The organism is Burkholderia sp. AU15512, from assembly GCF_002223325.1.
Classification (GTDB): domain Bacteria; phylum Pseudomonadota; class Gammaproteobacteria; order Burkholderiales; family Burkholderiaceae; genus Burkholderia.
On record NZ_NKEX01000006.1, the window covers coordinates 491,954 to 516,337 of the forward strand.

The 24,384-nt window shown below is 67.0% G+C and carries 27 protein-coding genes; 14 read left to right on the forward strand and 13 right to left on the reverse strand.

The genetic code is table 11. From position 1 onward, the window contains the following. Positions 1 to 165: 165 nt before the first annotated feature. The 3 genes from CFB43_RS21545 (at position 166) to CFB43_RS21555 (ending at position 3,529) form a co-directional block, all read left to right on the forward strand. Entirely contained in the window at positions 166 to 1,455 is a 1,290-nt protein-coding gene (locus CFB43_RS21545; RefSeq protein ID WP_089496486.1) for an NAD(P)/FAD-dependent oxidoreductase, read from the forward strand. A gap of 17 nt (positions 1,456 to 1,472) precedes the next feature. Further along, a complete protein-coding gene (locus CFB43_RS21550) occupies positions 1,473 to 2,030 on the forward strand; it encodes a helix-turn-helix domain-containing protein (protein ID WP_089496487.1) in 558 nt (185 codons plus the stop codon). 152 nt (positions 2,031 to 2,182) lie between these two features. Next, positions 2,183 to 3,529 (forward strand): glutamine synthetase family protein, encoded by a 1,347-nt coding sequence (locus CFB43_RS21555; RefSeq protein WP_089496488.1) that lies wholly within the window; start codon positions 2,183 to 2,185, stop codon positions 3,527 to 3,529. A 26-nt stretch (positions 3,530 to 3,555) separates the two neighbouring features. Here CFB43_RS21555 and CFB43_RS21560 read toward each other — a convergent pair whose 3' ends face one another. Further along, entirely contained in the window at positions 3,556 to 4,731 is a 1,176-nt protein-coding gene (locus CFB43_RS21560; protein WP_089496489.1) for an FAD-dependent oxidoreductase, read from the reverse strand. A gap of 153 nt (positions 4,732 to 4,884) precedes the next feature. Between CFB43_RS21560 and CFB43_RS21565 the strand changes: the two genes are divergently transcribed. After that, a complete protein-coding gene (locus tag CFB43_RS21565; protein WP_089498095.1) occupies positions 4,885 to 5,805 on the forward strand; it encodes a LysR family transcriptional regulator in 921 nt (306 codons plus the stop codon). Here CFB43_RS21565 and CFB43_RS21570 read toward each other — a convergent pair. The 6 genes from CFB43_RS21570 to CFB43_RS21595 form a co-directional block, all read right to left on the reverse strand. Next, positions 5,800 to 6,339: a GNAT family N-acetyltransferase gene (locus tag CFB43_RS21570; RefSeq protein ID WP_089496490.1), complete on the reverse strand. Its 540-nt coding sequence runs from the start codon at positions 6,337 to 6,339 to the stop codon at positions 5,800 to 5,802. The genes CFB43_RS21565 and CFB43_RS21570 overlap by 6 nt on opposite strands. A 50-nt stretch (positions 6,340 to 6,389) precedes the next feature. Then, a complete protein-coding gene (locus CFB43_RS21575) occupies positions 6,390 to 6,968 on the reverse strand; it encodes a hypothetical protein (protein ID WP_089496491.1) in 579 nt (192 codons plus the stop codon). 98 nt (positions 6,969 to 7,066) lie between these two features. After that, on the reverse strand, positions 7,067 to 7,456 hold the full coding sequence (locus CFB43_RS21580) for a lysozyme inhibitor LprI family protein (RefSeq protein WP_089427009.1): 390 nt from the start codon (positions 7,454 to 7,456) through the stop codon (positions 7,067 to 7,069). A gap of 54 nt (positions 7,457 to 7,510) precedes the next feature. Next, on the reverse strand, positions 7,511 to 8,257 hold the full coding sequence (locus CFB43_RS21585) for an N-acetylmuramoyl-L-alanine amidase family protein (RefSeq protein ID WP_089496492.1): 747 nt from the start codon (positions 8,255 to 8,257) through the stop codon (positions 7,511 to 7,513). A gap of 123 nt (positions 8,258 to 8,380) precedes the next feature. Then, entirely contained in the window at positions 8,381 to 10,000 is a 1,620-nt protein-coding gene (locus CFB43_RS21590) for an NAD(P)-binding protein (protein WP_089496493.1), read from the reverse strand. After that, positions 10,000 to 11,514 carry a polyamine aminopropyltransferase gene (locus CFB43_RS21595; RefSeq protein WP_089496494.1) on the reverse strand — a complete coding sequence of 505 codons (1,515 nt, stop codon included), beginning with the start codon at positions 11,512 to 11,514 and terminating at the stop codon, positions 10,000 to 10,002. Before CFB43_RS21595 ends, CFB43_RS21590 begins: the two co-directional genes overlap by 1 nt. Positions 11,515 to 11,635: 121 nt before the next feature. Between CFB43_RS21595 and CFB43_RS21600 the strand changes: the two genes are divergently transcribed. Genes CFB43_RS21600 through CFB43_RS21620 form a run of 6 tightly spaced genes read left to right on the forward strand, consistent with a single transcriptional unit; the run spans position 11,636 to position 15,580 of the window. Further along, entirely contained in the window at positions 11,636 to 12,022 is a 387-nt protein-coding gene (locus CFB43_RS21600) for a DUF350 domain-containing protein (RefSeq protein ID WP_011354425.1), read from the forward strand. Between the two features lie 27 nt (positions 12,023 to 12,049). After that, positions 12,050 to 13,114: an SPFH domain-containing protein gene (locus tag CFB43_RS21605; RefSeq protein ID WP_089496495.1), complete on the forward strand. Its 1,065-nt coding sequence runs from the start codon at positions 12,050 to 12,052 to the stop codon at positions 13,112 to 13,114. Between the two features lie 9 nt (positions 13,115 to 13,123). Next, complete coding sequence (locus CFB43_RS21610) at positions 13,124 to 14,641, forward strand: DUF4178 domain-containing protein (protein WP_089496496.1); 1,518 nt, start codon at positions 13,124 to 13,126, stop codon at positions 14,639 to 14,641. After that, a complete protein-coding gene (locus tag CFB43_RS38470; RefSeq protein ID WP_155291822.1) occupies positions 14,638 to 14,787 on the forward strand; it encodes a hypothetical protein in 150 nt (49 codons plus the stop codon). Before CFB43_RS21610 ends, CFB43_RS38470 begins: the two co-directional genes overlap by 4 nt. Further along, positions 14,784 to 15,167 carry an adenosylmethionine decarboxylase gene (gene speD / locus CFB43_RS21615; protein WP_089496497.1) on the forward strand — a complete coding sequence of 128 codons (384 nt, stop codon included), beginning with the start codon at positions 14,784 to 14,786 and terminating at the stop codon, positions 15,165 to 15,167. The genes CFB43_RS38470 and speD overlap by 4 nt, the downstream gene beginning before the upstream one ends. A 53-nt stretch (positions 15,168 to 15,220) precedes the next feature. After that, on the forward strand, positions 15,221 to 15,580 hold the full coding sequence (locus CFB43_RS21620; protein WP_256990103.1) for a hypothetical protein: 360 nt from the start codon (positions 15,221 to 15,223) through the stop codon (positions 15,578 to 15,580). A 167-nt stretch (positions 15,581 to 15,747) separates the two neighbouring features. Here the strand turns inward: CFB43_RS21620 and CFB43_RS21625 are convergent, their stop codons facing one another. Beyond that, entirely contained in the window at positions 15,748 to 15,930 is a 183-nt protein-coding gene (locus tag CFB43_RS21625; protein ID WP_144023088.1) for a hypothetical protein, read from the reverse strand. Between the two features lie 87 nt (positions 15,931 to 16,017). Next, positions 16,018 to 16,470 (reverse strand): type II toxin-antitoxin system RatA family toxin, encoded by a 453-nt coding sequence (locus CFB43_RS21630; RefSeq protein WP_027789550.1) that lies wholly within the window; start codon positions 16,468 to 16,470, stop codon positions 16,018 to 16,020. Positions 16,471 to 16,661: 191 nt separating this feature from the next. Between CFB43_RS21630 and CFB43_RS21635 the strand changes: the two genes are divergently transcribed. Together CFB43_RS21635 and CFB43_RS21640 are read left to right on the forward strand one after the other, a co-directional pair. Beyond that, on the forward strand, positions 16,662 to 17,702 hold the full coding sequence (locus tag CFB43_RS21635; protein WP_089496500.1) for a bifunctional nicotinamide-nucleotide adenylyltransferase/Nudix hydroxylase: 1,041 nt from the start codon (positions 16,662 to 16,664) through the stop codon (positions 17,700 to 17,702). A gap of 73 nt (positions 17,703 to 17,775) precedes the next feature. After that, positions 17,776 to 19,209, forward strand: coding sequence for a nicotinate phosphoribosyltransferase (locus tag CFB43_RS21640; protein ID WP_089496501.1), 1,434 nt, complete (start codon positions 17,776 to 17,778; stop codon positions 19,207 to 19,209). An 81-nt stretch (positions 19,210 to 19,290) separates the two neighbouring features. Here CFB43_RS21640 and CFB43_RS21645 read toward each other — a convergent pair whose 3' ends face one another. Together CFB43_RS21645 and CFB43_RS21650 are read right to left on the reverse strand one after the other, a co-directional pair. Continuing rightward, positions 19,291 to 19,767 (reverse strand): hypothetical protein, encoded by a 477-nt coding sequence (locus CFB43_RS21645; RefSeq protein WP_089496502.1) that lies wholly within the window; start codon positions 19,765 to 19,767, stop codon positions 19,291 to 19,293. After that, positions 19,764 to 20,468, reverse strand: a complete 705-nt coding sequence (locus tag CFB43_RS21650; RefSeq protein ID WP_089496503.1) for a M35 family metallo-endopeptidase — start codon at positions 20,466 to 20,468, stop codon at positions 19,764 to 19,766. The genes CFB43_RS21645 and CFB43_RS21650 overlap by 4 nt, the downstream gene beginning before the upstream one ends. A 193-nt stretch (positions 20,469 to 20,661) precedes the next feature. Here CFB43_RS21650 and CFB43_RS21655 point away from each other — a divergent pair, with 193 nt between their 5' ends. Further along, complete coding sequence (locus tag CFB43_RS21655) at positions 20,662 to 20,856, forward strand: hypothetical protein (protein ID WP_089496504.1); 195 nt, start codon at positions 20,662 to 20,664, stop codon at positions 20,854 to 20,856. Between the two features lie 36 nt (positions 20,857 to 20,892). On the opposite strand, the gene CFB43_RS21660 is transcribed toward CFB43_RS21655, so the two are convergent. Continuing rightward, positions 20,893 to 21,759 (reverse strand): NmrA family NAD(P)-binding protein, encoded by an 867-nt coding sequence (locus CFB43_RS21660; RefSeq protein ID WP_089496505.1) that lies wholly within the window; start codon positions 21,757 to 21,759, stop codon positions 20,893 to 20,895. A gap of 154 nt (positions 21,760 to 21,913) precedes the next feature. Between CFB43_RS21660 and CFB43_RS21665 the strand changes: the two genes are divergently transcribed. Next, positions 21,914 to 22,822 carry a LysR family transcriptional regulator gene (locus CFB43_RS21665; RefSeq protein ID WP_089498096.1) on the forward strand — a complete coding sequence of 303 codons (909 nt, stop codon included), beginning with the start codon at positions 21,914 to 21,916 and terminating at the stop codon, positions 22,820 to 22,822. A 13-nt stretch (positions 22,823 to 22,835) separates the two neighbouring features. On the opposite strand, the gene CFB43_RS21670 is transcribed toward CFB43_RS21665, so the two are convergent. After that, complete coding sequence (locus tag CFB43_RS21670; RefSeq protein ID WP_089496506.1) at positions 22,836 to 24,293, reverse strand: aminotransferase-like domain-containing protein; 1,458 nt, start codon at positions 24,291 to 24,293, stop codon at positions 22,836 to 22,838. Positions 24,294 to 24,384 lie beyond the last annotated feature (91 nt).

A 24,384-nucleotide genomic window follows, 5' to 3' on the forward strand; every position in this document is an offset into this window, starting at 1 on the left:
ATTTCGTCCGGGTGGATGGCGGGAACATTCACCTGGCCCGTGCGGTTCATGCGCAACGCGTGTCGTGTATCGGCCGATCCGGCGTTTTTTTGCCCGCTTGCCTCCGTGAAATTGCCGTGCTAATTTTTCATGAAATTTCTCGGCGTAATTTTCACGGGAGTCCGCATGTTCGTGCAGTCCGACCGTCACGTCGCAAGCTACTACGCCGGCACCTACCCGGCGCCGATCCCGCATCGTCCGGCGCTGGACGAACGCATCGACGCCGACGTGCTCGTCGTCGGCGCGGGTTTCAGCGGGCTGCATACGGCATTGCGCCTGGCGCTCGCCGGCAAGCGGGTCGTCGTGCTCGAAGCGAGCCGCGTCGCGTGGGCCGCGTCGGGGCGCAACGGCGGGCAGGCACTGCTCGGCTGGTCGTGCGACATGCAGCCGCTCGAGGATTCGCTCGGCCGCGACGGCGCGCGCCTGCTGTGGGACAGCATGCGCTGGGCCGCGGCCGAGGTGCGCGAACTGCCCGCGCGGCACAGCTTCGACATCGACTACCGGCCCGGCAGCCTGTGGGCGGCCGTGCGGCCGCGGCGTGTCGCGATGCTCGAGCAGGCGCGCGACGAAGCGGCCGAACGCTGGGGCTACGACCGGCTGCGCGTGATCGGCCGTGACGAGATGCCCGAATGGATCGGCGGCACGCGTTACCTTGCGGCGTTGCACGATCCCGAGGCCGGCCACCTGAATCCGCTGAAACTCGCGCTCGGCCTCGCGCAGACGATCGAGCGCGCGGGCGGCCGCATCTTCGAGCAGAGCCGCGTGCTCGACTGCCGCGAGACGGCCGGCGGCCACGTTGCCCGCACGGCGCGCGGCGAAGTGCGCGCGGACGTCCTCGTGCTGGCCTGCAACGCCTACGTCGACCGGCTCGATCGCGATCTCGCGCGCCGGCTGTTGCCGGTCGGCACGTACCAGGTTGCCACCGCGCCGCTCGCACCCGACGTCGCCCGTTCGCTGCTGCCGCAGAACAGTTGCGTGATCGACAACCAGTTCGTGCCCGACTATTTCCGCCTGAGCCCCGACAACCGGCTGCTGTTCGGCGGCGGCTGCACGTATCTCGGCGGGATTCCGGCCGATATCGCGGCGGCCACGCGCCCGCACCTCGAACGCGTGTTCCCGCGGCTGGCCGGCGTGCCGCTCGACTACGCGTGGGGCGGCCATATCGACATCAGCATGCGCCGCACGCCGGACATCGGCCGCCGCGGGCAGCGTTTCTGGCTGCAGGGGTTCTCGGGGCATGGCGTGCTGCCGACGCTCGCCGGTGCGCGCGCGGTGGCCGACGCGGTGCTCGGCGACGAACGCCTGCTCGCGCAGTACCAGCGCATCCGAAACCCGCGCTTCCCCGGCGGCGACCGGCTCGCCGCGCCGCTGGAAGCGATCGGCAAGGCCTGGTACCGTCTGCGCGATACCGTCTGACTGCACCGGAACCCACCATGAATGAACAGGAAGAGATAGAAAGCCTGGCGATCCTGATTCGCGACCTGCGCAAGCATCGCAAGGTCACGCTCAACGATCTCGCGGAACGGATCGGCCGCTCGGTCGGCTTTCTGTCGCAGGTCGAGCGCGGGCTGTCGCGCCCGACGGTGGCGGATCTCACCGCGATCGGCGAGGCGCTCGGCGTGCCGACCACCTATTTCTACAGCCTGAGCAAACCGCGCAGCGTGCCGTGGGTGACGCGGCCCGACGAGCGGCGCACCGTGTATTACGCGGCCGGCATTACCGACATCCTTGTTTCGCCGAACATGCGCTCGCGCTTCTCGATCCTCGAAAGCCATCTCGCGCCGGGCGCGAGCAGCGGCGAGCGGCCCGTCGACGACAGCGACGAGCAGGGCGGCTTCGTGCTCGAAGGCGAACTGACGATCTGGGTCGACGGCGACGATACGCCCGTCACGCTCGGCCCGAACGACGCATTCCAGCTCCCCGCGCACAAGCGCTTTCGTTATGCCAATCTGACCGACGTGCCGACGCGCGTGATCTGGGTATTCACCTGAGTGGTCGGCGGGGCGCGCGGTGATGCGGGCCATCGCGCCACGCAGCATGTTTGCAGTACTGATTTAAATGCGGCGTTTGTTGTCGAGTGTGCTGCATGAATCCGGTTCGCCGCATCGCGGCACCGCCATACAAGACATGGAAAGGATGAGACATGGCTGACGTCGTTCCCGCGCTGGTCGCCGAGGTCCGCGCATTCCGGCAGGCGCATCCCGAGATCCGTTATGTCGACCTGATCTGCCTCGACCTGCCCGGGCATTTCTACGGCAAGCGCTACCCGATCGATGCGCTCGAGAAGGTGGCGGCCGGCTCGCTGCTGAAGCTGCCGCAGAACTGCATCCTGCTCGGCACGCAGGGCGGGCTCTACAAGATCGGCGACTACTGTTTCAACGACGGCGATCCGGACGCCGTGCGCCGGCTGATCCCCGGCACGCTGAAGCCGGTGACCTGGGAGAAGCAGCCGCTCGGCCAGATGCTGATCACGACGGACGGCACCGACGCGCCGGTCGAGTTCGAGCCGCGCGAGGTGCTGGCGCGCGTGCTGAAACGGCTCGAGCGGCGCGGTATCCGCCCGGTCGTCGCGTTCGAGCTCGAGTTCTACCTGTTCGCCGCGCAGCTCGAAGCGGGGATGCCGAAGTATCCGCGCGACCGCCTGTCCGACGATCGCGACGATCAGCCGAACATGCATATCGAGCGCCTGTCGCGCTTCTCCGACGTGCTGCACGAAATGGTCGACGTCGCGTGCGTGCAGGGAATCGACGCGACCGTGATCACCGCCGAGCTCGGGCCGGGCCAGTTCGAAATCAATTTCGGCCATTGCGACGACGGGCTGCGCGCGGCCGACTGGTCGGCGATGTTCTGCCGCAGCACGCGCGGCGTCGCGTTGCAGCACGGCTATCGCGCGAGCTTCATGGGCAAGCCGTACCTGCATGCACCGGGCAGCGGGATGCATGTGCACGTGAGCCTCTACGACGATGCGGGGCGCAACCTGCTCGCCGCGGACGGGCAGCGGCCGCTGCGGCACGCGGTGGCCGGCTGCCTCGCGCTACTGCCGCATTGCATGCCCGTGTTCGCGCCGAATCACAATGCGTTCCGGCGCTACGGATCGATGGTGAATGCGGCGAGCCGCGCGAGCTGGGGCTTCGAGGATCGCGACGCGTGCATCCGGATTCCCGAGTCGGATGCGCGCAACCTGCGGATCGAGCACCGGCTCGCGAGTGCGGACGCGAACCCGTACCTGGTGCTCGCGGCGATTCTCACCGGGATGGAGCACGGGCTCGACGCGAAGCTCGATCCGATCGCGCCGCTCAACGAGGATCGCGGCAGCGGGATCGATTTCCCGAAGGAGATGCTGTCGGCCGTCGCGTCGATGCAGGAGCACGCGGCCGTGCGCGAAGGGCTCGGCGGCGAGTTCGTGATGGTGTATTGCGAGAACAAGCGGCAGGAGGAACTGGATTTCCGCAATGAAATCGGGGCGCGGGAGTATCGGTGGTTCTTGTGATCGAATGCCATCGCTTGCGCGTCTTGTCAGTCCCGCGCCGGCATCATCGGCAGGCCCGCTCCCCACGCGTTCGCGAGCGCTTCGATTCCGGCGCTCGGATCGACCTGTCGAGCAGCGTCGTGCGTGTCGTTGCCGAATAGCCGGTGAGCGAACTCGCGTGCACGTAGCGTGATCGCCGTGGTTTTCCGGGTGCGTCTCAGCGTGAACGACGCGAGCGCTGCGTCGAGGTCGTTGCCTTTTCCATGCTCGTCGAGACAACGGGCGAGGTGCCATGCGTCCTCGAGCGCCTGGCATGCGCCCTGTCCGGAGGTGGGGAGTGGTGCGTGCGCGGCGTCGCCGATCAACAGCACATTGCCGCGGTGCCACACGTCCACCGGATCGAGATCGTGCACACGGATCTTCGCGATCGTGCCCGGCGGTGTTGTACGCATCACGTTCGCGATGGGCGCTGGCCACCCGTCGAAGAGCCGTTCCAGCAGCGGGCCGGGATCGTCCGGTGCCGCATCGTCGCTATCGTCGATTTCAGCCTCGGCCCGGGCCGCTGCCCAGTACATGCGATGCCGGTCCAGCGCGACGATGCCGAATCGTTCGCGCTGGCCCCAGTAGTCGAATATCGACACGTCGTCGACCAGCGGCACATCGCTATGCGCGACGCCGATCCAGTTGACGAATCCCTGATAGACGGGCGTGGCGTCGCCGACCACATGACGTCGCGCGACGGAGTTCATGCGGCCGTCCGCGCCGATCACGAGATTGGGGGCGATCGTCGCGCCATTGTCGAAGCGAACGATCGCGCGGCCATCGGTGTCGGTGTCGATGGCTGTTGCGTTGTGACCGAAGCAGACTTCGATGTCGTGCGCGGCGACGTGTCGCGCCAGCACGGCCTGCAAGTCGCGCCGCAGGATCGAGCGCGTCGGGAAACCCATGTGGCGGTCGAGTTCGCCGATATCGAAGCGCTTGAACGGGGTGCCGTGCCGGTCCATGCACCGCATCGCATGCAGGTGGCCGCTGACCTCGACGATGTCCGGCAGGAGGCCGAGTTGCTCGAGCACGAAGCCGGCATTCGGCCAGAGCACGACGCCTGCCCCCATCGTCGTCTCGGACGGCCTGCGTTCGTAGAGCCGTATCCGGTGCCCCTGGCGGCCGAGCGCAAGCGCGGTGCTCATGCCGGCCACGCCGGCGCCGAGAATGGCGATATCCATGTTGATGCTCCCGTAGGTTCGTGCGCGTGCTCACGTCGGCGCGGGTTCGTGCGTCGGCGGCCACGCCTTGACTGGATCCGCATCGTAAATTACGGTCGCGAACGGGATAAGCCGTGAAAATCGGCGAGCTTTGATACCTGAAACGGGATAATGATGCGCAGCAAGCTGGATCTGAACGCGGTGCGCGTGTTCGTGTCGGTCGTCGACGAAGGCAGCTTTGCCAGCGCCGCGCGCACGCTGTCGATACCCGGTTCCAACGTGAGCCGCCATGTGGCGCAACTGGAGTCGAGGCTCGGCGTGCGTCTGCTGGAGCGCAGCACGCGGCACCTGCGCATGACGGAGGCAGGGCGCCTGCTGCACGAGCGCGCGAAGCCGATGCTCGATGCGCTGACGCTTGCTGAATTCGAACTGACCTCGCAGCAGACGGAGCTGCGCGGCGTGCTGAAGCTGTGCGTACCCGGCGAAATCGGGCCGCGCATGCTCGGGCCGATCGTTGCGGAATTCGCGAGCCGACATCCGCGTGTCGAAATCGATTGCGATACGAGCCTCGCAGGCGTGTCGACGTTGCGCGACGATATCGACCTGTCGATCATCGTCAATCGCGGCAAGCTGGACGACAGCGCGTTCGTCGTCAGGCCGCTCGTGAGCCTGCCGAGCGTCGTCGTGGCCGCGCCGTCGCTGATCGAGCGCACCGGCATGCCGACGCGGACGGAGCAGCTCAGGCAGTTGCCGTGCGTCACGACGCTGAGCACGCTGAAAGGGCAGCCGTGGCAGTTCGCCGACGGCGACGGGCGGATTCACAGGATTCCGGTCGCGAGCCGGTATCGCGTCAATAGCGGCGAGATGGCGGGGCTGGCTGCGGTGAACGGGATCGGCTTCGCGATTCTCGTCGAACGCGGGTGCGCGGCCGAGCTGGCCGCCGGGCGGCTCGTGCGTGTGCCGCTGGAGATGACGCCGGCGCCGCTGGAACTGCTGGCCGCCTATTCGAGCCGCAGTTCCGTCAACGCGAAGATCCGCGAGTTGCTGCAGCTGATGCAAACGCGTCTTGCGGTAGGGGTGGCGATGCCGTCATGACGATCGTTTCGGCAATGCGCGCCAGTAGCGCACTTCTTCAATCGGCGCACCGTCGATCTCGAACGTCTTGATGTCGTCTTCGGCGACGAAGCCCTCGCGTTCATAGAACGTCCGTGCGCGATGGTTTTTGAACAGCACCCAGAGCGACACCCATTCATGGCCCGTGTCATGCAGCGCACGGCACGCATGGTCGACGAGCGCCGCGCCGACGCCTTGCCCGCAATGCGCGGGATGCAGGTAGATCGCTTCGATTTCGCCCCAGGTGCGATTCTTGTCGGTGTCACGGGTCGAGCCGTACGCGATCCAGCCGATCGGCTCGCCTTCCGTGAACGCGAGCGCGACACGCGGCCGTCCGGCGTCGAGCGCATGGCGCCACGAAACGGTGCGCTTTTCGACCGACAGGCCGGCGAGGAACGCGGCCGGCATGATGCCCGGATAGGTGGCCTGCCACGATGCGACGTGGATGGCGGCGATGGCCGGGGCATCGGCGGGCGTGGCAGGGCGGATGTCGATGTGCATCGTGTTCGGTGTCATGTGTACGCCGCCTGATCGGTTGCCGTATGTCGCGCCGTCGCGCGCGGGATTCAATTCGCCGGATCCAGAGTGCCTTCTATCGCAAAGCGGTAGTCGATATCCACCTGCGATGCATCGCCCGGCACGTCGGTTCTCTTCAGCACGAATTCGAACGCTGGCTCGAACCAGCCGTCGCGCGGCACTTCACCGCCGAGGATCTCGACCTCATACCAGCCGTTGTCGATCTCGATCACGGGTCGGCCCGGCTCGCGGTAACGCGCGAGCAGTGCGTTGACCGTTGTGTCGTTGAAGCGTTCGAGGATCCGCCAGGTGTAGAGCATGACCGCACGATGTTCGACGCGCAGTACGTACCCGCCGCGCCGATGCTGCAGGCGGCTTCCCGTCCTCAGCAATTCGGGTGTATCGCCATCCAGCGTGAAGATCACCGTGTACGGATGATTCTCGATGCCGGCGAGCGGAACGACGACACCTTCCAGCACGGCGCGGTCGCCGCTGTCGCCCGTGGTGAACGCAGATGCGACGTCGTCCGGCAGCCCGTGCCGTTCCTTGAAGCGCTTGAGCAGGAGGAGATCGCCGACGAGAAAATAGTCGACCAGATCGTTGAGGACTTCGGAGAATTCATGTCGCATCGCCGCTCCTTTCTCGGTGCCGATGCGCAGGGTGCGCAAGGGCACGAGGCGCCGCGTCGCGAAACGTCTCGCGGCGCGGCACGGCAGGCGCGAGGCCCTTACTCGCCGAGCTTCGACGTCACGCAGCCCGTGCTCGAGCATTCGCGCTCACGCTCGCGCAGGAACGACAGCCGCGACTGCGTCATGTCGTTCGCGCACTGGATATCCACGAGGTAGCTGTTATTGCGCGTCTCGCTGCACTGCGCGTCGCGTTGCTTCAGCCACGCGAGCTGGCCGGCCTTCAGCGTCGCCTGCTGGTCGCCGCTCAGTTGCTTGCGCAGGCGGCCGTATTCGTCGTTGAGATCGCGGTCGGACTGCGAGAACTGCGTGCTGGTGCAGTACACCTGGTCGAACGCACTGCGTGGCTTCCCGCAGCCGGCAGCATGGGCGGTGAACGGAACGGCAAGCGCGAGCAGCGCGCAGGATGCGAGCAGATGCTTCATTTTCATGGTGATGCTCCTGACTGGGTGAAAACCGTTGAGCCCGACGGGCGTTATCGTTGCTTACTGCGGTGTCGTGCACGCGTCGATCCCGCCCGCGATCGCGGTGGACAGCTTCTGGATCGTCTCGCGACGCGCCAGCCGCGCTTCCTCGTCCGGATTGACGATCACGCCGGCTTCGACGAGCACCGCCGGAATCGGCGCGGTGCGCAGCACGACGAGATCGTCGAAGCGGTGGATGCCGAGTTGAGGGTCGATCAGCGGGCGATTCTCGCCGCGGATCGGTTGCGCGTGATACAGCGACGGCCGCTCGCCGGCCGCCACCAGCCGCTCGGCGATCGCCTTCGCGCAACGCAGGCTTTCCGCATAGTGCGGATTGCGTTCCGACACGAACACCGAGAAGCCGCGGAATTCGCGCTGCCGGCCCGCGTCGATGAACTGCTGCTGCATCGAGTCGTGATGGATCGACACGAACAGGTTCGCGTCGGGCGCCTGCGTCGATCGTTGATCGAGCGCGATCTCGCGGCCGTCGGCCGACGTGCGCAGCACGCGGTCGCCATGCGCGGCGAGTTTCTCGGCGACCGCCGCGGACAGGTCGAGGTTGTACAGGTATTCGACGCGGCCGCTCGCACCGGTGGAGCCCGGGCGCGCCGGCGTATGGCCGGTGTCGACGACGATGTAGCGCCCGGAGGCGGGTGCGGAGTCGGCCGCATGCAGCGCCAGCGGCGCGCCGAGCAGCGGGGCGCAGGCGAGCACGCGTGCGGCGGCGCGCACGAACGGGCGAAGGCGTCGGATGGTTCGGTTCGTCATTGTTGTTGTCGAGGAGGGCATACGGCGTGTCGGACGGCGCGGCACGTCGGCCTGCTCAATGCAGTCGGAATGTCGGGCGATTATAGCGGCTGGCGGCGGCGCCGCAATGACGGAGGACGGCCGTCAGGCCAGCACGCGCCGGGCGGCGAGCACGCCCCAGTACGATGCTTCCTCGAACAGCGACAGCCCGGACAGATCGGCATGCGCGAACACGACGGGGCCGTCGGCATCGCGCAGCGCGAGCAGCCCCGGCCGGCTCAGGAAGCCGACGTCGGGTGTCGCCATCGCGTGACCACGCACGGTGATCTCGAGCGCCGTCGCATGTTTCCACAGTTCGCGCCCATAGACGGCCTGCAGGTCGATCGCCGCCTGTTCGCGCAACGCGTCGGGTCGGGCCTGCGCGAGCCAGCGGCGCGTGTCGTCCGGCGCTTGCGTGCTCAACGCCTGGTACGCGGAGAACACCGAGCGCGTCGGCGGCGACATGCGAATAATCTGGTGCGTCGACACGACATAGCCGAGCCCCGCGCCGTCGTAGACGACGTTGTCCCACGCGAGCGGCATGCCCGCTTCCTCGGCCGGCATGCCGTCGAGCAGGAAGTTGGACACGAGCCACGGCGCACGCGGCGGCAGGTCGCGCGCGGGATCGAAGCCGTACGCGGCAAGCTGCGGAAACACGCGCGCCGCGACGAACAGCGGCATCGCGCAGACGACGCGCCGCGCCTTCAGCGTGAACGTCGACAGCGCGCCGTCGTTGCCGATGCGCGCGCACAGCACGTCGACGCCGCCCGCGCGTTCGGTCGCACGCACCGCGAAGCCGTCGCGCGACCATGCGGTCGAGCCGGTGCGCGCGGTGATCGAATCGGCGAGCTTCGTCACCATCGTGTGCAGTCCGTCGGGCCAGGTCAGCACCGCGCCGTCGCTTGCATCGCCCGCATGGCCGCCGCGCGACGAGAAATAGTGCAGGCCGGCCCATGCCGAAACATGCTCGTAGCCTGCGCCATAATCGTCGCGGCAGCAGTAATTCAGGTACCAGTGCAGCGCCTTCGCGGTGTAGCCGTCGTCGAGCAGCCACTGGCGGAACGAGCGCCGATCCAGCGCACGCCAGCGCGGGTCGCGCGACGATTCCGCGATCGGGATGCAGAACACCTTGCGGCCATCGGCGCCGCGTGCGGTGCGCAGCCCGTCCGTGTACGCGAAGAAGCGTGCCTGCTGCGCGAGTTCGTCGGCGCCGAGGCCGGCCGTCGGCACGATGCCGTCCTGCCATTGCCCGGCGATGAAGAGCCGTTCGTCGGGCGCATGAACGAGCGCGCGCTCGTCGTACACCGGGCGCGCGGAGAACGGTGCGGATTCGATCACGCCGAGATCGGCGAGCATGTCGCGCAGATGCGTGGATTCGAGTGACGGCAGCGGCAGGTAGTGCGCGCCTTTCGGATAGCCGAGATCGCCGAAGCGGCCGCCGGCCGCGTTGCCGCCGAATTCGGGGCCGGCGAGCACCGTGAAGCGCTTGTGCCCCGCGCGCGCGAGCTGCCATGCACACGACAGACCGGCCGCGCCCGCGCCGAGGATCGCGACGTCGGTCTCGATCGTGCCGGACGGCGGCGGCAGCGTCGCATGGTCGCGCAGCGCGTGGCCTTCGCGCATGCCGGGGTAGCCGACCTGCGGCGTCGTCTCGATCCAGCCGGTGCGCCCGCAGGCGGCGAGCGACGCGGCCGCCGACGCGACGAGGAACGTGCGGCGGTCCATCAGCGCAGCACGTGTTTCCAGTCGTCGTCGAAACGGCGCACGAGCGGCTGGTCGTTGAGTTCGTTCGGCGACATCGGCAGCGCCGGCATGTCGGCCGGGAAGTGGAACATCTCGGCGGCCGTCTGCGCGTCGAGCCAGCGCGTGGGCACCGCGTAGTGCGTCGGCACCGTGAAGTCGCGGCGCTTGCCGGCGATCACGAAACCCCAGTCGCCGAACGACGGCACGTAGCAGTGGTACGGCCACGTGTTGAGCCCGGCTTCGTGCAGCGTCGCGATGATGGTCCAGTACGCGTGCGGCGCGAAATACGGCGACGTCGACTGGATCACCGCGTAGCCGTTCTCCGACAGGTGTCGTGCAAGCAGCCGGAACACGGGCACCGAATACAGCCGGCCGAGCCCGAAGTTGGTCGGGTCGGGAAAGTCGACGACGATCGCGTCGTACACGTCGGCATTCGATTCGAGCCAGCGCACCGCGTCATCGTTGATCACGTGCACGCGCGGGTCCTTCAGCGAACCCTGGTTCAGCTTGACGAGCGGGGCGGACGTGGAGAACAGCTTCGTCATCGCGGGATCGAGATCGACGAGCGTGATCTGTTCGAGGTTGCGGTGCTTCAGCAGCTCGCGCACCGCGAGGCCGTCGCCGCCGCCGAGCACGAGCACGCGCTTTGCCCACGGCAGCGCCTCGATCGTCGGATGGATCAGCGCCTCGTGGTAGCGGTGCTCGTCGCGCGACGAGAACTGCAGGTTGCCGTTCAGATACAGCCGCATGTCGTCGTGCCACTGCGTGAGCACGATACGCTGGTACGGCGTCGTTTCCGAATAGATCGTCTCGTCGCCGTACACGCCGTGTTCGGCCCAGTGCGTGATGCGGTCCGACAGCGCGAAGCCGGCGACGAGCAGCCCGATCACGAGCGACGCGCGCATCAGCTTGCCGCGTACGTTGCGGATCTCGTCGCGGAACAGGTGCGTCGTCCACAGCGCGACGAACGCATTCAGGAGCCCGAACAGGAAGCTGGTGCGCAGCAGGCCGAGACGCGGCGCGAGTACCAGCGGGAAGATCAGCGATACGGCGAGCGAGCCGAGATAGTCGAAGGTGAGCACTTCGCTGACGGTATGGCGGAACGCCTGGCGCCGCTGCTGGAACGCGCGCATCACGAGCGGGATCTCCATTCCGATCAGCAGGCCGAGCGCCAGCACCAGCGCATAGAGCGCCGCGCGGAACGGCGCGGCGAGCCACGCGAACACCGCGAACAGCAGCGCGGCCGACACGCCGCCGAGCAGGCCGACGAGCAGCTCGATGTCGACGAAGCGGTCGAGCACGTCGTTGTCCTCGACGAACTTCGCGAGCCACGAGCCGATCCCCATCGCAAACAGGTAGCAGCCGATCACCGACGAGAACTGCAGGATCGAATCGCCGAGCAGGTAGCTGGACAGCGCGCTGCTGATCAGTTCGTAGCCGAGCCCGCACGATGCGAGCACGAGAATCGACAGGACGAGCGCGCGCCTATGCAGCATGAGGCGTCCGTTGTGCGGTGGTCGGCAATGTGGATATACTGGCGCGGAATTTTGTCCGCCGGCCCTGCATGGGCCGGCCGGCGACGGGGCGGCGAACCGAGCACAAAATCCGAGGGAAAGAATGAATAGTGCCTATCTCTATGCGGTTCATTTACTGTCGGCGTTCGTGCTGCTTCTTGTGTTCGCGGCAGTGTACCTGAAGGTCACCCCGTTCGACGAACTGGCGCTGATCCGCGACGGCAACGCCGCCGCGACGCTGTCGTTCGGCGGCGCGCTGATCGGCTTCTGCCTGACGCTCGCGTCCAGCATCGCGCACAATTCCACGCTCGGCGAAGTCGTGATCTGGGCGGTCGGCGCGATGGCCGTGCAACTGATCACCTATGCGGCGCTGACGCGCCTGATGCCCGGCATGAATCATGCGATCGAGGATCGCAACGTCGCGATGGGCGGCCTGATGGGCACCGCGTCGCTCGTCGTCGGCATCATCAATGCCGCCTGCCTGACCTGACGCGCCACGCGTTTCGAGGAGACCGACATGAGTCTGGGTTCATTCATCCGCAAGCAGTTCATCGACGTCCTGCAATGGACGGAAGACACCGACGGCGTGCTGGCCTGGCGCTATCCGATGGAAGACCAGGAAATCCAGTACGGCGGCAAGCTGACCGTGCGCGAGACGCAGGTCGCGATCTTCGTGAACGAAGGCAAGGTCGCCGATGTGTTCCAGCCGGGGCTGTACACGCTGGAAACGAACACGCTCCCGGTGCTCACGTACCTGAAGAACTGGGACAAACTCTTTCAGTCGCCTTTCAAATCGGACGTCTATTTCTTCAGCACGCGGCTGCAGCTCGGCCGGCGCTGGGGCACCGCGCAGCCGGTGACGATCCGCGATCGCGAATTCGGCTTCGTGCAGGTGCGTGCGTTCGGCATCTACTCGTACCGGATCGTCGATGCGGGCGCGTTCCATCGCGAAGTCAGCGGCACCCGCGCGCAGTACACGGTCGACGATCTCGAACAGCAACTGCGCAACCTGGTCGTCACCGCGATGAGCACGACGTTCGGCTCGGCTGACGTGCCGTTCGTCGACATGGCCGCGAACCAGTCGCTGCTGTCGCAGCGCGTCGCCGAGGCGCTGGTGCCGGTGTTCACGCGCTACGGCCTCGCGCTCGACGCGTTCGCGGTTGAAAGCGTGTCGCTGCCGGCTGAACTGCAGAAGGCGCTCGACCTGCGGATCGGCGCGGGGATGGCCGGCGATCTCGCGCGCGCCACGCAATACCAGACCGCGCAGGCGATTCCGCTCGCCGCGCAGAACCCGGGCGGCATCGCCGGGATCGGCGCGGGGCTTGCCGCGGGTGCGGCGATCGGGCAGGCGATGGCCGGCCAGATGGCGGGTGCCGCGCAACCGGCGCCGGCCGCACCGCCCGCGCCCGCGCCCGCGCCTGTCGCGGCGCCGGTGGCCGCCGCACCGGCTGCCGCGCCGGCGGAAGGCACCGATTACGTGCAGCGGCTCGAACAGTTGAAGGCGCTGTTCGACAAGGGCCTCGTGACCGAAGACGAATATTCGCGCGCGAAGGCCGAGATCCTCGCGAAGCTCACCCGGTAAGCGTCGCGCATGTTCAGTACCTCGTGCCCCCAGTGCGGCGCGCCGGTCGAGTTTCGCTCGGCGGCGGCGGTGATGGCCGTCTGCGCGTTCTGTCGCAGCACGTTGCTCAAGCGCGGCACCGACGTCGAACGCATCGGCGAACTGGCGACGGTGCTCGACGATGCGTCGCCGATCCAGATCGGCACGGCCGGTCGCTACGGCAAGCGTACGTTCACGGTGCTCGGGCGCATCCAGATGACCTACGATGCCGGTGCGTGGAGCGAGTGGTACGTCGTGTTCGACGACGGCACGTTCGGCTGGCTGTCGGATGCGTCGGGCCAATATGCGATCACGGTGCGCGAGCCCGACGATGCGTCCGGCGGCGCATGGCCTGCGTTCGGCACGCTGGAACCGGGCATGCGGATCGACCATGGCGGCCGCGCGTTTCTCGTGTCGGACGTGCGCACCGCGCGCTGCACGGGCGGCGACGGCGAACTGCCGTTCCGCGTCGATGCCGGCTGGGCGGCGCGCGTCGTCGACCTGCGCACCGGCAACGCGTTCGCGACCTACGACTATTCCGACGCCGATTCGAACGGCGGGAGCCCCGCCGTCTATACGGGCGAAGCGCTCGAATTCGATGCGCTCGCCTTCACCGGGTTGCGCGATAGCGACCACGATACGCGCGAGAAGCGCGGCGCGGAGATGGTGCCGTTCGCGTGCCCGAGCTGCGGCGCGCCGCTGTCGTATGCGCCGAACGTGGCCGACTACGTGGTGTGCGGCAGCTGCCATGCGGGCGTGCAGTGCACGGCCGAGCAGCAGACCGTGTTCGCGGCGCAGCGCAAGCTCGAAGCGGTGAAGGGGGCGCTGGAGCTCGGCGCGATCGGCACGTTCGACGGCGTGAAGTACACGGTGATCGGGATGATGCGTTGCCGCGTGCCGGACGACGAAGAGACGTGGGACGAATACCTGCTGCTGAACCCGACGCGCGGGTTCCTGTGGCTCGTGCAGAGCGAAGGGCGCTGGGAGCGCGTGCAGGTGCTCGACCAATGGCCGACGATCGGCAGCGATGCCGACGTGACCGACGGCGACAAGACCTACCGCCTGCGCGAGGAATACGACTCGGAGGTCGTCTACGTGGTCGGTGCGTTCAACTGGCGCGTGCAGGTCGGCGATCGCACGTCGATCATCGACTACGGCTGGCAGAAGGACAAGCTGACGCGCGAGCGCAGCGACGCGGAGATCGTCTGGTCGCGCGCGCGGCCGCTGTCGGCCAGCACGCTTGCCGAACGCTTCGGCACGCCGGCGCTCGCGACGGCCGCGGCTGCGGCGGCAACCGGCGCCACCGCGTCGACGGGCCTGTTCGGCCGGAAGGGCCCGCACAGTTTCGCACCGCTGCCGCTCGTGTTCAGCGCGCTGCTCGTGATCCTGAACATGGGCGCGCTGTTCTCGTTCAGCGGCCGTTCCGTCTACCTGCTGATCGGCCTGCTGGTGCTGTGGCTGCCTGAATGGCTGTGGAAGCGCTTTGCATCGGACGGGGGCAACGCGTGATTCGGTACATCCTCTACGGCATCTACGGCCTGATCGTCGTCACGCTGTTCAGTTGTGCATCGATCGGCGGCAGCGGCTCGGGCGGCAGCGGCTGGGGCAGCTCATCGGCGCGCAGCGGATATTCGTCGTACGGGTCGCACAAATGACCGCGCGCGACGGGATCACGCCACCGCGCGCGACGTTCGGCTCGCACGTGCTGGCTGACCTGGCCGGCATCGACGCGGCGCTGCTGCGTGACGCCGCCCGGCTCGAGTCGATTCTCACCGAAGCGGCGCGGCAGGCCGGCGCGCGCGTGATCGGCGCGCATTTCCATCATTTCGGCGGCGAGCATGGCGTGACGGGCGTCGTGCTGCTCGCCGAATCGCACATCACGATCCACACGTGGCCCGAGCATCGCTTCGCGGCCGTCGATGCGTTCATGTGCGGCGCGGCGCGTGCGGCCGATGCGGTCGATGCGATCGCCGCTGCGCTCGGCACGCAGGCGCAAGTCCGGCAGCAGGTTGCGCGCGGCGGCGCACCGACGTGAGCAGGCGATTCACTTCCTTTGCCGATAGGCGTTACAGAATCCGGTGTGCCGCGTTGCTCGGCTGGGCGCTGCTTGCCGCCAACGCGGCCGCTGACGTGCCGCCGAAGCCGCCCGGGCCGGTCGTGATGGTGCACTTCGATTACGACGAGAAGGACAAGGCGCGCCTTCACGCGCTGGAGCAACGGCTGGATCATGCGGTGAAGCAGGCCGGGGCCGGCGAGCTGGGCGAGACCGAATTGCATCGCGATGGTAACGACGGCTATCTGTACTTCTATGGCGCAAGCGCCGACCGCCTGTACGCGATCGCACGCCCGATCCTGAAATCGTCAGGATGGCTGACGGGTACGGAGGTCACGTTGCGCCGCGAGGCGGGGGCGGAAACGTTCCCGTTGCGCGGGGACGGCACACGTTAGCGCGGATGCGGGTCGAACGGCGCGGCTGGAGGAGCGGCTGTTGCGGATCGGGCCATGCAGTGCGCTCTTACGCTTGCGGGTGTCGGCGACAGGCTGCCGAGGCTTCGTTGCGATGACGCATCGCACGTCGATTCATGCCCGGGCGATCGCACGTCACGACGTTCCCGCTAACGCTCGAACCGGAACGACGACACGCTGTGCATCGTCGCGTCGTCAGTGCCGACGATACCCTGCGTATTCGCGACGGCCGCGCGCTTGCCGTTGCTCAGCACGGCCCAATAGCAGTCGCCGCCGGCCGCATGGAAGCCGGTTTCCGGATCGCTGATGCCGCACGTGATCGTCGCGCGCATGCCGGGACGGCGCGGCGATGGCGCGTTCGGACGCATTCGAGGGGAGGTGGCGCAAACGCGCCGCGCCGTACGGCCCGAGCTCGCCGCTCAGTGCGGCAGCGCTTCGGCTTCGGCCCAGCGTTTGAACGAATCGAGACGCCGGCGCGTCTGCACGAGGTAGAACGCGCCGATCAGCGGTTCGAGCAGCCAGCGCAGCCAGGCCGGCTGGGCGCGGAAGTGGTACGTGAATTTCACTTCGGTCGTGCCGGGCGTGTGCTCGGTGAAGTTCCAGCTGCCGCTGAAGCGCTCGAGCACTTTCGGCCCGTCGACCATTTCGACGGCGGCAACCTGCGGCGGACGGTACGAGATGTAGCGCGACACCATCGTCGCGCCCGACTGGCTGCGGCAGAACGCGTCGACGCCGACGTCGGCCGTCATGCCGTCGAGCAGGTAGGCGTCGGTGAGGAAGCTGTCCCACACGAGCCGCCGCGCGTAATCCTGCGACCACGTGAAGAGGCGTCTGCGATCGACGCCGACGGTGCGGCTGACTGAGATCCTCATGATGGCGGGCGCCCTGGCGCGGATTAGGATGAAATCGAGTGTAACCCGCCAATAACGCGTGTTTCGTCAGACTTCGTCAAGTCGAGGAGGGGCTCGAACGGGCTCGATTGACGCACCTCGGGATTTCCCCTAGGATTCGTCTCAACCCTTCGGGAAAGACCCGAAGCGTTTCAATCTCTTGAGGGAGCCTCATGAGTACGCAACAGAACCGGCGCTTCGACGCGCTCGTTTTCATTGGTCGTTTCCAGCCTCCGCATCGTGGTCACCTGAACGTGCTGAAGTCGGCACTGAGCCGGGCCGAGCGCGTGTGCGTGCTGATCGGATCGACCGACAAGCCCCGCACCATCAAAGATCCGTTCTCGTTCGACGAGCGCCGCCAGATGCTGGCTTCGCTGCTCGACGCGTCCGAGCGCGACCGCGTCACCATCGCGCCGTTGCAGGATTCGACCTACAACGACGGCGACTGGGTGCGCTGGGTGCAGGACGCCGTCGCGTCCGCGCTCGGCGACATCGCGCAGCGCAAGGTCGGCCTGATCGGCCACGAGAAGGACGCCACCTCGTATTACCTGCGGATGTTCCCGCAATGGGAGCTCGTCGACGTCGATGCGACCGAAGACATTTCCGCCAACGAGATCCGCGACCAGTATTTCGCCGAGCGCACCAACAGCTTCGTGCAGTGGGCGGTGCCGGAACCCGTGTTCGGCTGGCTCGAGCGCTTCCGCACACAGCCGGAATTCGCACAGCTGAAGTCGGAAGCCGAATTCATCGCCGGGTATCGCAAGGCGTGGGCGGCGGCCCCGTATCCCGTCACGTTCGTGACGGTCGACGCGGTGGTCGTGCACTCGGGCCATATCCTGCTCGTGCGCCGCCGCAGCGAGCCGGGCCGCGGCCTGTGGGCGCTGCCGGGCGGGTTCGTGAACCAGGACGAGCGGCTCGACGCGGCCTGTATCCGCGAGCTGCGCGAGGAAACCGGCCTGAAGTTGCCGGAGCCCGTGTTGCGCGGCTCGATCAAGGATCGCCAGGTATTCGATCACCCGACGCGCTCGCTGCGCGGCCGCACGATCACGCATGCGTGCCTGTTCAACTTCCCGACCGGCGAGCTGCCGCGCGTGAAGGGCAGCGACGACGCCGACAAGGCGCGCTGGGTGCCGCTCAACGAGTTCGCGCAGATGCGCAGCGTGATGTTCGAGGATCACTTCGACATCGCGTATCACTTCCTGGGGAAGCTGTGATCCGCTGATTCCCCGCATTCCGTCCGCCGCGACAGACGCGGCGGCACTTCAACGGCCTAGAGGAGCTCTAGCCATGCAAAACGATCTCGGCGGCTTTGCCGCGGTTCTCGCCAATCCGATCCTCAACACGGATTCGTACAAGGCTTCCCACTTCCTGCAATATCCGCCCGACGCGTCGGCGATGTTCTCGTACGTCGAATCGCGCGGCGGCCGCTACGACCGCACGGTGTTCTTCGGCCTGCAGATGCTGCTGAAGGAATATCTGTGCAAGCCGATCACGCACGCGATGATCGACGAGGCGCGCGATTTCTTCACGGTGCACGGCGAGCCGTTCAACGAAACAGGGTGGCGCTATATCGTCGAACGCTACGACGGCTACCTGCCGGTGAAGATCCGCGCGGTGCCCGAGGGCTCGGTCGTGCCGGTGCACAACGTGCTGATGACGGTCGAATGCGACGACCCGCAGGTGTTCTGGCTCACGTCGTATCTCGAGACGATGCTGCTGCGCGTGTGGTATCCGGTGACGGTCGCGACGCGAAGCTGGCACCTGCGGCAGACGATCCGCCGCTTCCTCGAGAAGACCGACGACGATCTCGCGCAACTGCCGTTCAAGCTGCACGACTTCGGCGCGCGCGGCGTGTCGAGTGCGGAGTCCGCCGCGATCGGCGGTGCCGCGCATCTCGTCAACTTCATGGGTTCGGATACGGTGCTCGGCGTGCTGGCCGCGAACCGTTTCTATCGGGAGCCGATGGCCGCGTACTCGGTGCCGGCGGCCGAGCACAGCACGATCACGTCGTGGGGCCGCGAACACGAAGCCGATGCGTACCGGAACATGATTCGCCGCTTTGGTCTGCCCGGTGCGATCGTGTCGGTCGTGTCGGACTCCTATGATCTGTTCGCGGCGCTCGATCTATGGGGCGGCGAGCTTCGGCAGGCCGTGCTCGATTCCGGCGCGACGCTGGTCGTGCGGCCCGATTCGGGCGACCCGGTGGCGATCGTGCTGCAGACCGTGCGTGCGCTCGACGCATCGTTCGGCTCGACCGTGAACGGCAAGGGGCGGCGCGTGCTGAATCGCGTGCGCGTGATTCAGGGCGACGGTGTCGACGAACTGTCGATCGACGCGATTCTGTCCGCGCTCGACGACGCGGGTTATGCGGCCGGCAACGTCGTGTTCGGCATGGGCGGCGGGCTGCTGCAGCAGGTGAACCGAGATACGCAGCGCTTTGCGATGAAGTGCTCGGCGATCCGGCGCGGCGACGTGTGGCACGACGTCTGCAAGGATCCGGTCACCGATCAGGGCAAGCGCTCGAAGAAGGGGCGGCTGACGCTGCTGCGCAGTTTCCGCACCGGTGAGTACCGGACGACGGCGCTGCCCGCCGCGTGGGACGACCGGATGCTGGAAGGCGAGTGGGAGGACGCGCTGGAGACGGTGTTCGATACGGGGCGCCTGCTCGTCGACACGTCGTTTGCGCAAGTGCGGGCGAGGGCGCACGCGGGGGAGGTGTGAAGCAGGCGGCGGTGGCGGCGTGAGAGGTTCGGGTCACTCCGTCGCCGACGCGATCGCGATGTCGTTTGGCTGCGGACTACCTTAGTGAAGGGCTCTGGATGTCGGCGTGGTGCGCGGATCGCCGCACAGGCGCCGACATCCATCGTCGCAAAGCGGCACCAGTGTCAGTCCTATCTGAAGATACCCTTCATAGCCGGCGCTATCTTTCGGATACGGTTTCGAGATGATGTGGGTATCCGACCAGATGTTCTCGCTCTTGACGCCGAGTTGTATCAGGTATTCCTTCAGGTTCGCCGCTCGTCGCAGCGCAAGCGCCCGTGGATCGACTTCCCCGATGTAGGCGCCGGCAGTGACGATGCCTCGAATCTCTGCGTCCGGCCATCGACGCGCGCGAATGACCATTTCCGCAATCTTGACGCGATCCTCGTTAGGGATCGCGTCGGAATTGAGCGGGACGCTGTCGAGCATGTCTTCGGAAACGGTACAAGCCGTGGATGAAATCGAAAACGAGAGGCTGGACCAGACCGCGATGCTGATCACACGTGCAAGAAATGTCACCACAGAATCCTGTCGTCGAAAAATGAAATGTAGCAGGCGAGGCTATCTGCATTGTCGATCGCTACATCCGGATGCGTTTGAGCCCAGTACTTCAGGCCGGTGCCGAACCCGTAGATTTCATCTTCCGAGTTGAATGTGTCGACATAGTGTGTGCATTCATGAATCAGGACCTTCAGCTTGCAGTTGGTAGAAAGCCGAGCATCGGGAAGTGTGCAGAAGTGTGGATAGATCGCGATTATCCGCCGGTGCGAATCCGGTTTGCATACTGCAGCATCCGTAATTCCGTTGTCGGGAAAAACTGTGCACGTTATGTTTCTCTTCGTTTGTTCGTCCCACCTGATGACATTCTCGGGTTTCAACTCCTGCATGACGTGCAGAAGTTGGGGTAATCCGGTGTTGAGCCTTCGACGGACTATGTCATCTGATCGGCCAAACCACGTCTGCACGCGGCGCTGTTCTTCCTGATCCCAAGCGGCGAGGCCATGAATTCGCTCACGAATCAGGACAATTGCAGCATCGCGCAGCCGAGCGATCAGGCGCCTGAATGCTTTGTTCGACATGTTTTCGCAGATTTGCGCCATGTCGAGTTCGATGGTGTGAGTGGATCCCGGTGTTGTGTTTGTATAAGTGGTTCCGACGCATATCCATTCGTCGCAGTCTTCTTGGTGCGTGGCGTCGCGTCGATCGAAGGTTTCGCTCATTGATTCGATAGTTATCCGGAGGAGGACGAAAACTATCGGCTGACGGAGGCGCGCTCGTCTATTGGACGTGTACGATTTGCGAAACGACGCAACCCAATTGACATGCTTTATCGGATGTCGGCCTGCTTGGCGGCAGATTGCCGATTCATTCCGTAGTTGTCCGCCCGATTGCCGGGCTTCATCATTCTCCAGCATGGATACGGTGGCTCGCGCCCATCCGCACGCCGCCGCGCGGCTCCGTCCAGATCCTGAGCCCGCCGCGTGGGACGACCGGATGCTCGAAGGCGAGTGGGAGGATGCGCTGGAAACGGTGTTCGATACGGGGCGCCTGCTCGTCGATACGTCGTTTGCGCAAGTGCGGGCGAGGGCGCACGCGGGGGAGGTGTGAGGCAGGCGGCGGGGCATCCCGCCGCCTCGTGCCCGCTCAGGCGGCGCTCGTGACGAGCGTGCGCAGCACGGCGTCTGCGTCGAGGTGTCCCTTCAGGACATCCGCAGGCGCCGACGCGAAGTCGATCCAGCCTTCATTGAAGCCGTCGAGCATGCGCATGCGCGGTTCGGGATAGCGCATCCGCTGCGCATCGAACAGGCCGGCCCACGTATCACGCGGGACGGCCTCGGCTCGTACGGGGCGCCCGAGCACGCGGGCGAACGCGGCGGCCAGATCGTTCGGGCTGACGCGCCGCGGTCCTTCGAGTTCGACGATGCGCGCGCCGGACCATTCGTCCTGCAGCAGGGCCGCCGCCGTGCGGCCGACGTCTTCGGTGGCAACCATCGGCACCGGGCGGTCGAGCGGCTGCAGAAAGCTGTGGATCACGCCCGCGTCGCGGGCGGTCGCGACGTCCCAGGCGGCGTTTTCAAGGAACCACGCGGGTCGCAGGAACGCGACGGGCATCGGCAGGTCCCGGAACGCCTGCTCGATCATCGTCAACTGCGTCAACAGGTTCACCTGCGTCGCCTGCGCACCGATCGTCGACAGGCAGACGACCTTGCGCGGCCGCGCGGCGCGCAACGCCGCGCCGGCGGCGTCGATGACCGCGCGCGTTTCGGGGAATCCGGGCGACGGATCGAAGCAGGGCGGCAGCAGCACGAATACGCCGGCCGTGTTCGAGAAGGCCGTCGTCAGCGCGGCGGTGTCGGTCATGTCGGCGAGTGCGACGTCGCAGCCGCGCGCGGCCCACGGCGCGGCGCGATTGGCGTCGCGCGCGACGGCCCGTACGGGCTGGCCTGCGGTGAGCAATGTCCGGGCGAGCGCGCCGCCGACTTGTCCGGTGATGCCGGTAATGGCGTACATGATTCGAAATCCTCATCGAGAAGTGGAGAAGCGGCATGCCGGAACGACCGGGCTTGCCGTTGCGATGCATCGGGTTGCATGATAGGGAGCGGCGATTCCTGATGGAATCGAATCCATGTCATTTGATTGGTGATCTTTTGTCATGAGTGAAATCATGAGCATCGACGGGCGGATCCTGGCGAACGTGGGCGTGCTCGCCGCGATCGTCGAAAGCGGCAGCTTCGCGCGCGCGGCCGACGCACTCGGCCTGTCGCCGTCCGGCGTCAGCCGCGCCGTGGGCCGGCTGGAGGCGCGGGTCGGCGTACGGCTGCTCGATCGCACGACGCGGTCGGTCACGCTGACGGACGAGGGGCGTCGCCTGTACGAGGACATCGGCCCGCTGCTCGCCGGCATCGGCGACGCGGTCACGCTGGCCGCCGGTTCGGCCGCGGCCGTGCGCGGCAGGCTGCGCGTGAATGTCGACGCGTATTTTTCGCGGCGGGTGCTGGCGCCGCATCTCCCCGCGTTCCTGGCGCGCCATCCCGATCTGTCGCTTGAACTGGCGGCGCGCGAGCAACTCGGCGATCTGGTTGCGGAAGGATTCGACGTCGCGGTGCGGTTCGGTGAACCGCCTTCGTCGTCGCTGGTGGCGCGCAAGCTGCTGGAGACGCGAGCGGTGACGGTCGCCGCACCTGCGTACGTGAAACGACACGGACGCCCGGAGGCGCCAGCCGACCTCGTCGGCCATGCGTGCATCCAGATGCGCAACACGCTGACCGGCCAGCCGCTCGAATGGGTCTATCGGCTCGGCCGCAAGCGCGTGCCCGTGAAGACGACGGGCAGGCTGCTCGTCAACGACGCCGGCACGATGCTCGGCGCATGTCTGGCCGGCGTCGGTATTGCACGCTTCAAGGCGAGCGGGGTGGCGGGGCTGATCGAACAGGGGCGGCTCGTCGAGCTGCTTGCGGATTGGCGCGGCGAGGCGTTCCCGCTGTTCGCGTACTACCCGTCGCGCCACTTGCCGCCCGCGAAGGTGCGGGCGTTCGTCGATTTCGTCGCGGAAATCGTGGCGGACGGCAGCTAGCGCGCGCCCGCCGTCACGATTCGCGAGCGAGCATGCGTCCGGTCGTGTCCGCCGCCCGCACCGCGTCCATCGCCCGCGCCAGCGCATCGAACACCGCCGGCCCCTTGCAGCGCGACACGTTGAAGCGCAGGTACGACGTCGCATTGTGCGACGCGCTGAACACGTTGCCGGGCGCGAGCACCACGTCGTGATCCAGCGCATGGCGCGCGACGCGCGCGGCGTCGAGCCCGTCGGGTAACGCCGCCCACACGAACAGGCCGCCGCGCGGCTCCGTCCAGATCCTGAGCCCGGCGCGCGTGACGCGCCGGAGCGTTTCGCCCATCGCGTCCGCGAGGCGCGCACGCAGGCTGTCGACGTGGCGCCGGTACGTGCCGTCGACGAGCAACCGGTGGACGACGTTCGCACCGATCTGCGCATGGCCGAACGACGTCGCGAGCTTCAGGTCGACGAGCGCCTCGATCCATTCCGGGCGCGCGGCGACGTAACCGCAGCGGATCGCGGCCGACAGCGTCTTCGAGAAGCTGCCGATCGACACCACGCGCGACAGCCCGTCGAAGGCCGCGAGGCGCGGCGCGGGCGTGCTCTCGAAATCCGCGAAGATGTCGTCCTCGACGATCAGCAGGCCATGTTCGGCCGCGAGCGTCAGCAGCCGGTGCGCGACGGGCGCCGAGAGTGTCGCGCCGGTCGGGTTGTGCAGCGCCGAGTTGGTGATGTACAGGCGCGGCCGATGCTCGGCGAGCACTTGCTCGAAGCGCGCGAGATCGGGGCCGTTCGGCGTGTACGGGACGCTGACGACCCGCGCACGGTGCGCGCGCAGCAGCGCCTGGAAGTTGAAGTAGCACGGATCGTCGAGCACGACCGTGTCACCCGGCTCCAGGAGCAGCCGGCAGACGAGATCGAGCGCGTGCGAGCCGCCGTCGGTCAGCATGATCTGCGTGGGTTCGGCCTGGACGCCGTGCTGCGCGAGCCGCCAGGCGAGCTGCTGGCGCATCGCGGGCAGGCCGAGCGGTGTCGCATAGTCGGTCAGCGCATCGGATTCGTCGCGCGACGCGGCGCGCAGCGCGCGGCGCAGGCTCTCGTCGGGCAGCCACGACGGCGGCAGCCATCCGCAACCGGGCTTCACGGACGTCGGCGCCGCTTCGAGCGACTGGCGCGACAGCCAGAGCGGATCGAGCCCGCGATCGAGCTGCGGGCCGAGATCGGCGAGCGCGAGCGGCGGTGCATGCCCCGACACATAGAAGCCCGAGCCGCGCCGCGCGACCAGCACGCCTTCGCTCGCGAGCCGCTCGTACGCATCGACCACGGTCGATTTCGACACGCCCAGCGCGTCCGCCATCATCCGGATCGACGGCACGCGCGCGCCGGGCACCAGCGCGCGGCTCGCGATGCGTGCGCGCAACGTATCCATCACGGTTTCCACGCGCGTGCGCGACGGGGTGGGCGGAACGGGAAGCGGGGTGGCCTGGCTCATGGCGAAGAATGAACTGTACGTCTGGTTGTCCAGTACAGTTTGTCCGAATTGTATTGGGCTGTAGCTTACGCGCATTTCGCGCGCGGCGGAT

What these genes read in the sequence shown, in the direction of transcription:
- CFB43_RS21650 (WP_089496503.1), bottom strand. Translation starts at nt 20,468, where the DNA reads ATGAGCGAAACCTTCGATCGACGCGACGCCACGCACCAAGAAGACTGC.
- CFB43_RS21545 (WP_089496486.1), top strand. Translation starts at nt 166, where the DNA reads ATGTTCGTGCAGTCCGACCGTCACGTCGCAAGCTACTACGCCGGCACC.
- CFB43_RS21580 (WP_089427009.1), bottom strand. Translation starts at nt 7,456, where the DNA reads ATGAAAATGAAGCATCTGCTCGCATCCTGCGCGCTGCTCGCGCTTGCC.
- CFB43_RS21585 (WP_089496492.1), bottom strand. Translation starts at nt 8,257, where the DNA reads ATGACGAACCGAACCATCCGACGCCTTCGCCCGTTCGTGCGCGCCGCC.
- CFB43_RS21640 (WP_089496501.1), top strand. Translation starts at nt 17,776, where the DNA reads ATGCAAAACGATCTCGGCGGCTTTGCCGCGGTTCTCGCCAATCCGATC.
- CFB43_RS21560 (WP_089496489.1), bottom strand. Translation starts at nt 4,731, where the DNA reads ATGGATATCGCCATTCTCGGCGCCGGCGTGGCCGGCATGAGCACCGCG.
- CFB43_RS21605 (WP_089496495.1), top strand. Translation starts at nt 12,050, where the DNA reads ATGAGTCTGGGTTCATTCATCCGCAAGCAGTTCATCGACGTCCTGCAA.
- CFB43_RS21665 (WP_089498096.1), top strand. Translation starts at nt 21,914, where the DNA reads ATGAGCATCGACGGGCGGATCCTGGCGAACGTGGGCGTGCTCGCCGCG.
- CFB43_RS21610 (WP_089496496.1), top strand. Translation starts at nt 13,124, where the DNA reads ATGTTCAGTACCTCGTGCCCCCAGTGCGGCGCGCCGGTCGAGTTTCGC.
- CFB43_RS21625 (WP_144023088.1), bottom strand. Translation starts at nt 15,930, where the DNA reads ATGCGCGCGACGATCACGTGCGGCATCAGCGATCCGGAAACCGGCTTC.
- CFB43_RS21660 (WP_089496505.1), bottom strand. Translation starts at nt 21,759, where the DNA reads ATGTACGCCATTACCGGCATCACCGGACAAGTCGGCGGCGCGCTCGCC.
- CFB43_RS21655 (WP_089496504.1), top strand. Translation starts at nt 20,662, where the DNA reads ATGGATACGGTGGCTCGCGCCCATCCGCACGCCGCCGCGCGGCTCCGT.
- CFB43_RS21670 (WP_089496506.1), bottom strand. Translation starts at nt 24,293, where the DNA reads ATGAGCCAGGCCACCCCGCTTCCCGTTCCGCCCACCCCGTCGCGCACG.
- speD (WP_089496497.1), top strand. Translation starts at nt 14,784, where the DNA reads ATGACCGCGCGCGACGGGATCACGCCACCGCGCGCGACGTTCGGCTCG.
- CFB43_RS21590 (WP_089496493.1), bottom strand. Translation starts at nt 10,000, where the DNA reads ATGGACCGCCGCACGTTCCTCGTCGCGTCGGCGGCCGCGTCGCTCGCC.
- CFB43_RS21575 (WP_089496491.1), bottom strand. Translation starts at nt 6,968, where the DNA reads ATGCGACATGAATTCTCCGAAGTCCTCAACGATCTGGTCGACTATTTT.
- CFB43_RS21595 (WP_089496494.1), bottom strand. Translation starts at nt 11,514, where the DNA reads ATGCTGCATAGGCGCGCGCTCGTCCTGTCGATTCTCGTGCTCGCATCG.
- CFB43_RS21565 (WP_089498095.1), top strand. Translation starts at nt 4,885, where the DNA reads ATGCGCAGCAAGCTGGATCTGAACGCGGTGCGCGTGTTCGTGTCGGTC.
- CFB43_RS21635 (WP_089496500.1), top strand. Translation starts at nt 16,662, where the DNA reads ATGAGTACGCAACAGAACCGGCGCTTCGACGCGCTCGTTTTCATTGGT.
- CFB43_RS21550 (WP_089496487.1), top strand. Translation starts at nt 1,473, where the DNA reads ATGAATGAACAGGAAGAGATAGAAAGCCTGGCGATCCTGATTCGCGAC.
- CFB43_RS21570 (WP_089496490.1), bottom strand. Translation starts at nt 6,339, where the DNA reads ATGACACCGAACACGATGCACATCGACATCCGCCCTGCCACGCCCGCC.
- CFB43_RS21555 (WP_089496488.1), top strand. Translation starts at nt 2,183, where the DNA reads ATGGCTGACGTCGTTCCCGCGCTGGTCGCCGAGGTCCGCGCATTCCGG.
- CFB43_RS21600 (WP_011354425.1), top strand. Translation starts at nt 11,636, where the DNA reads ATGAATAGTGCCTATCTCTATGCGGTTCATTTACTGTCGGCGTTCGTG.
- CFB43_RS21630 (WP_027789550.1), bottom strand. Translation starts at nt 16,470, where the DNA reads ATGAGGATCTCAGTCAGCCGCACCGTCGGCGTCGATCGCAGACGCCTC.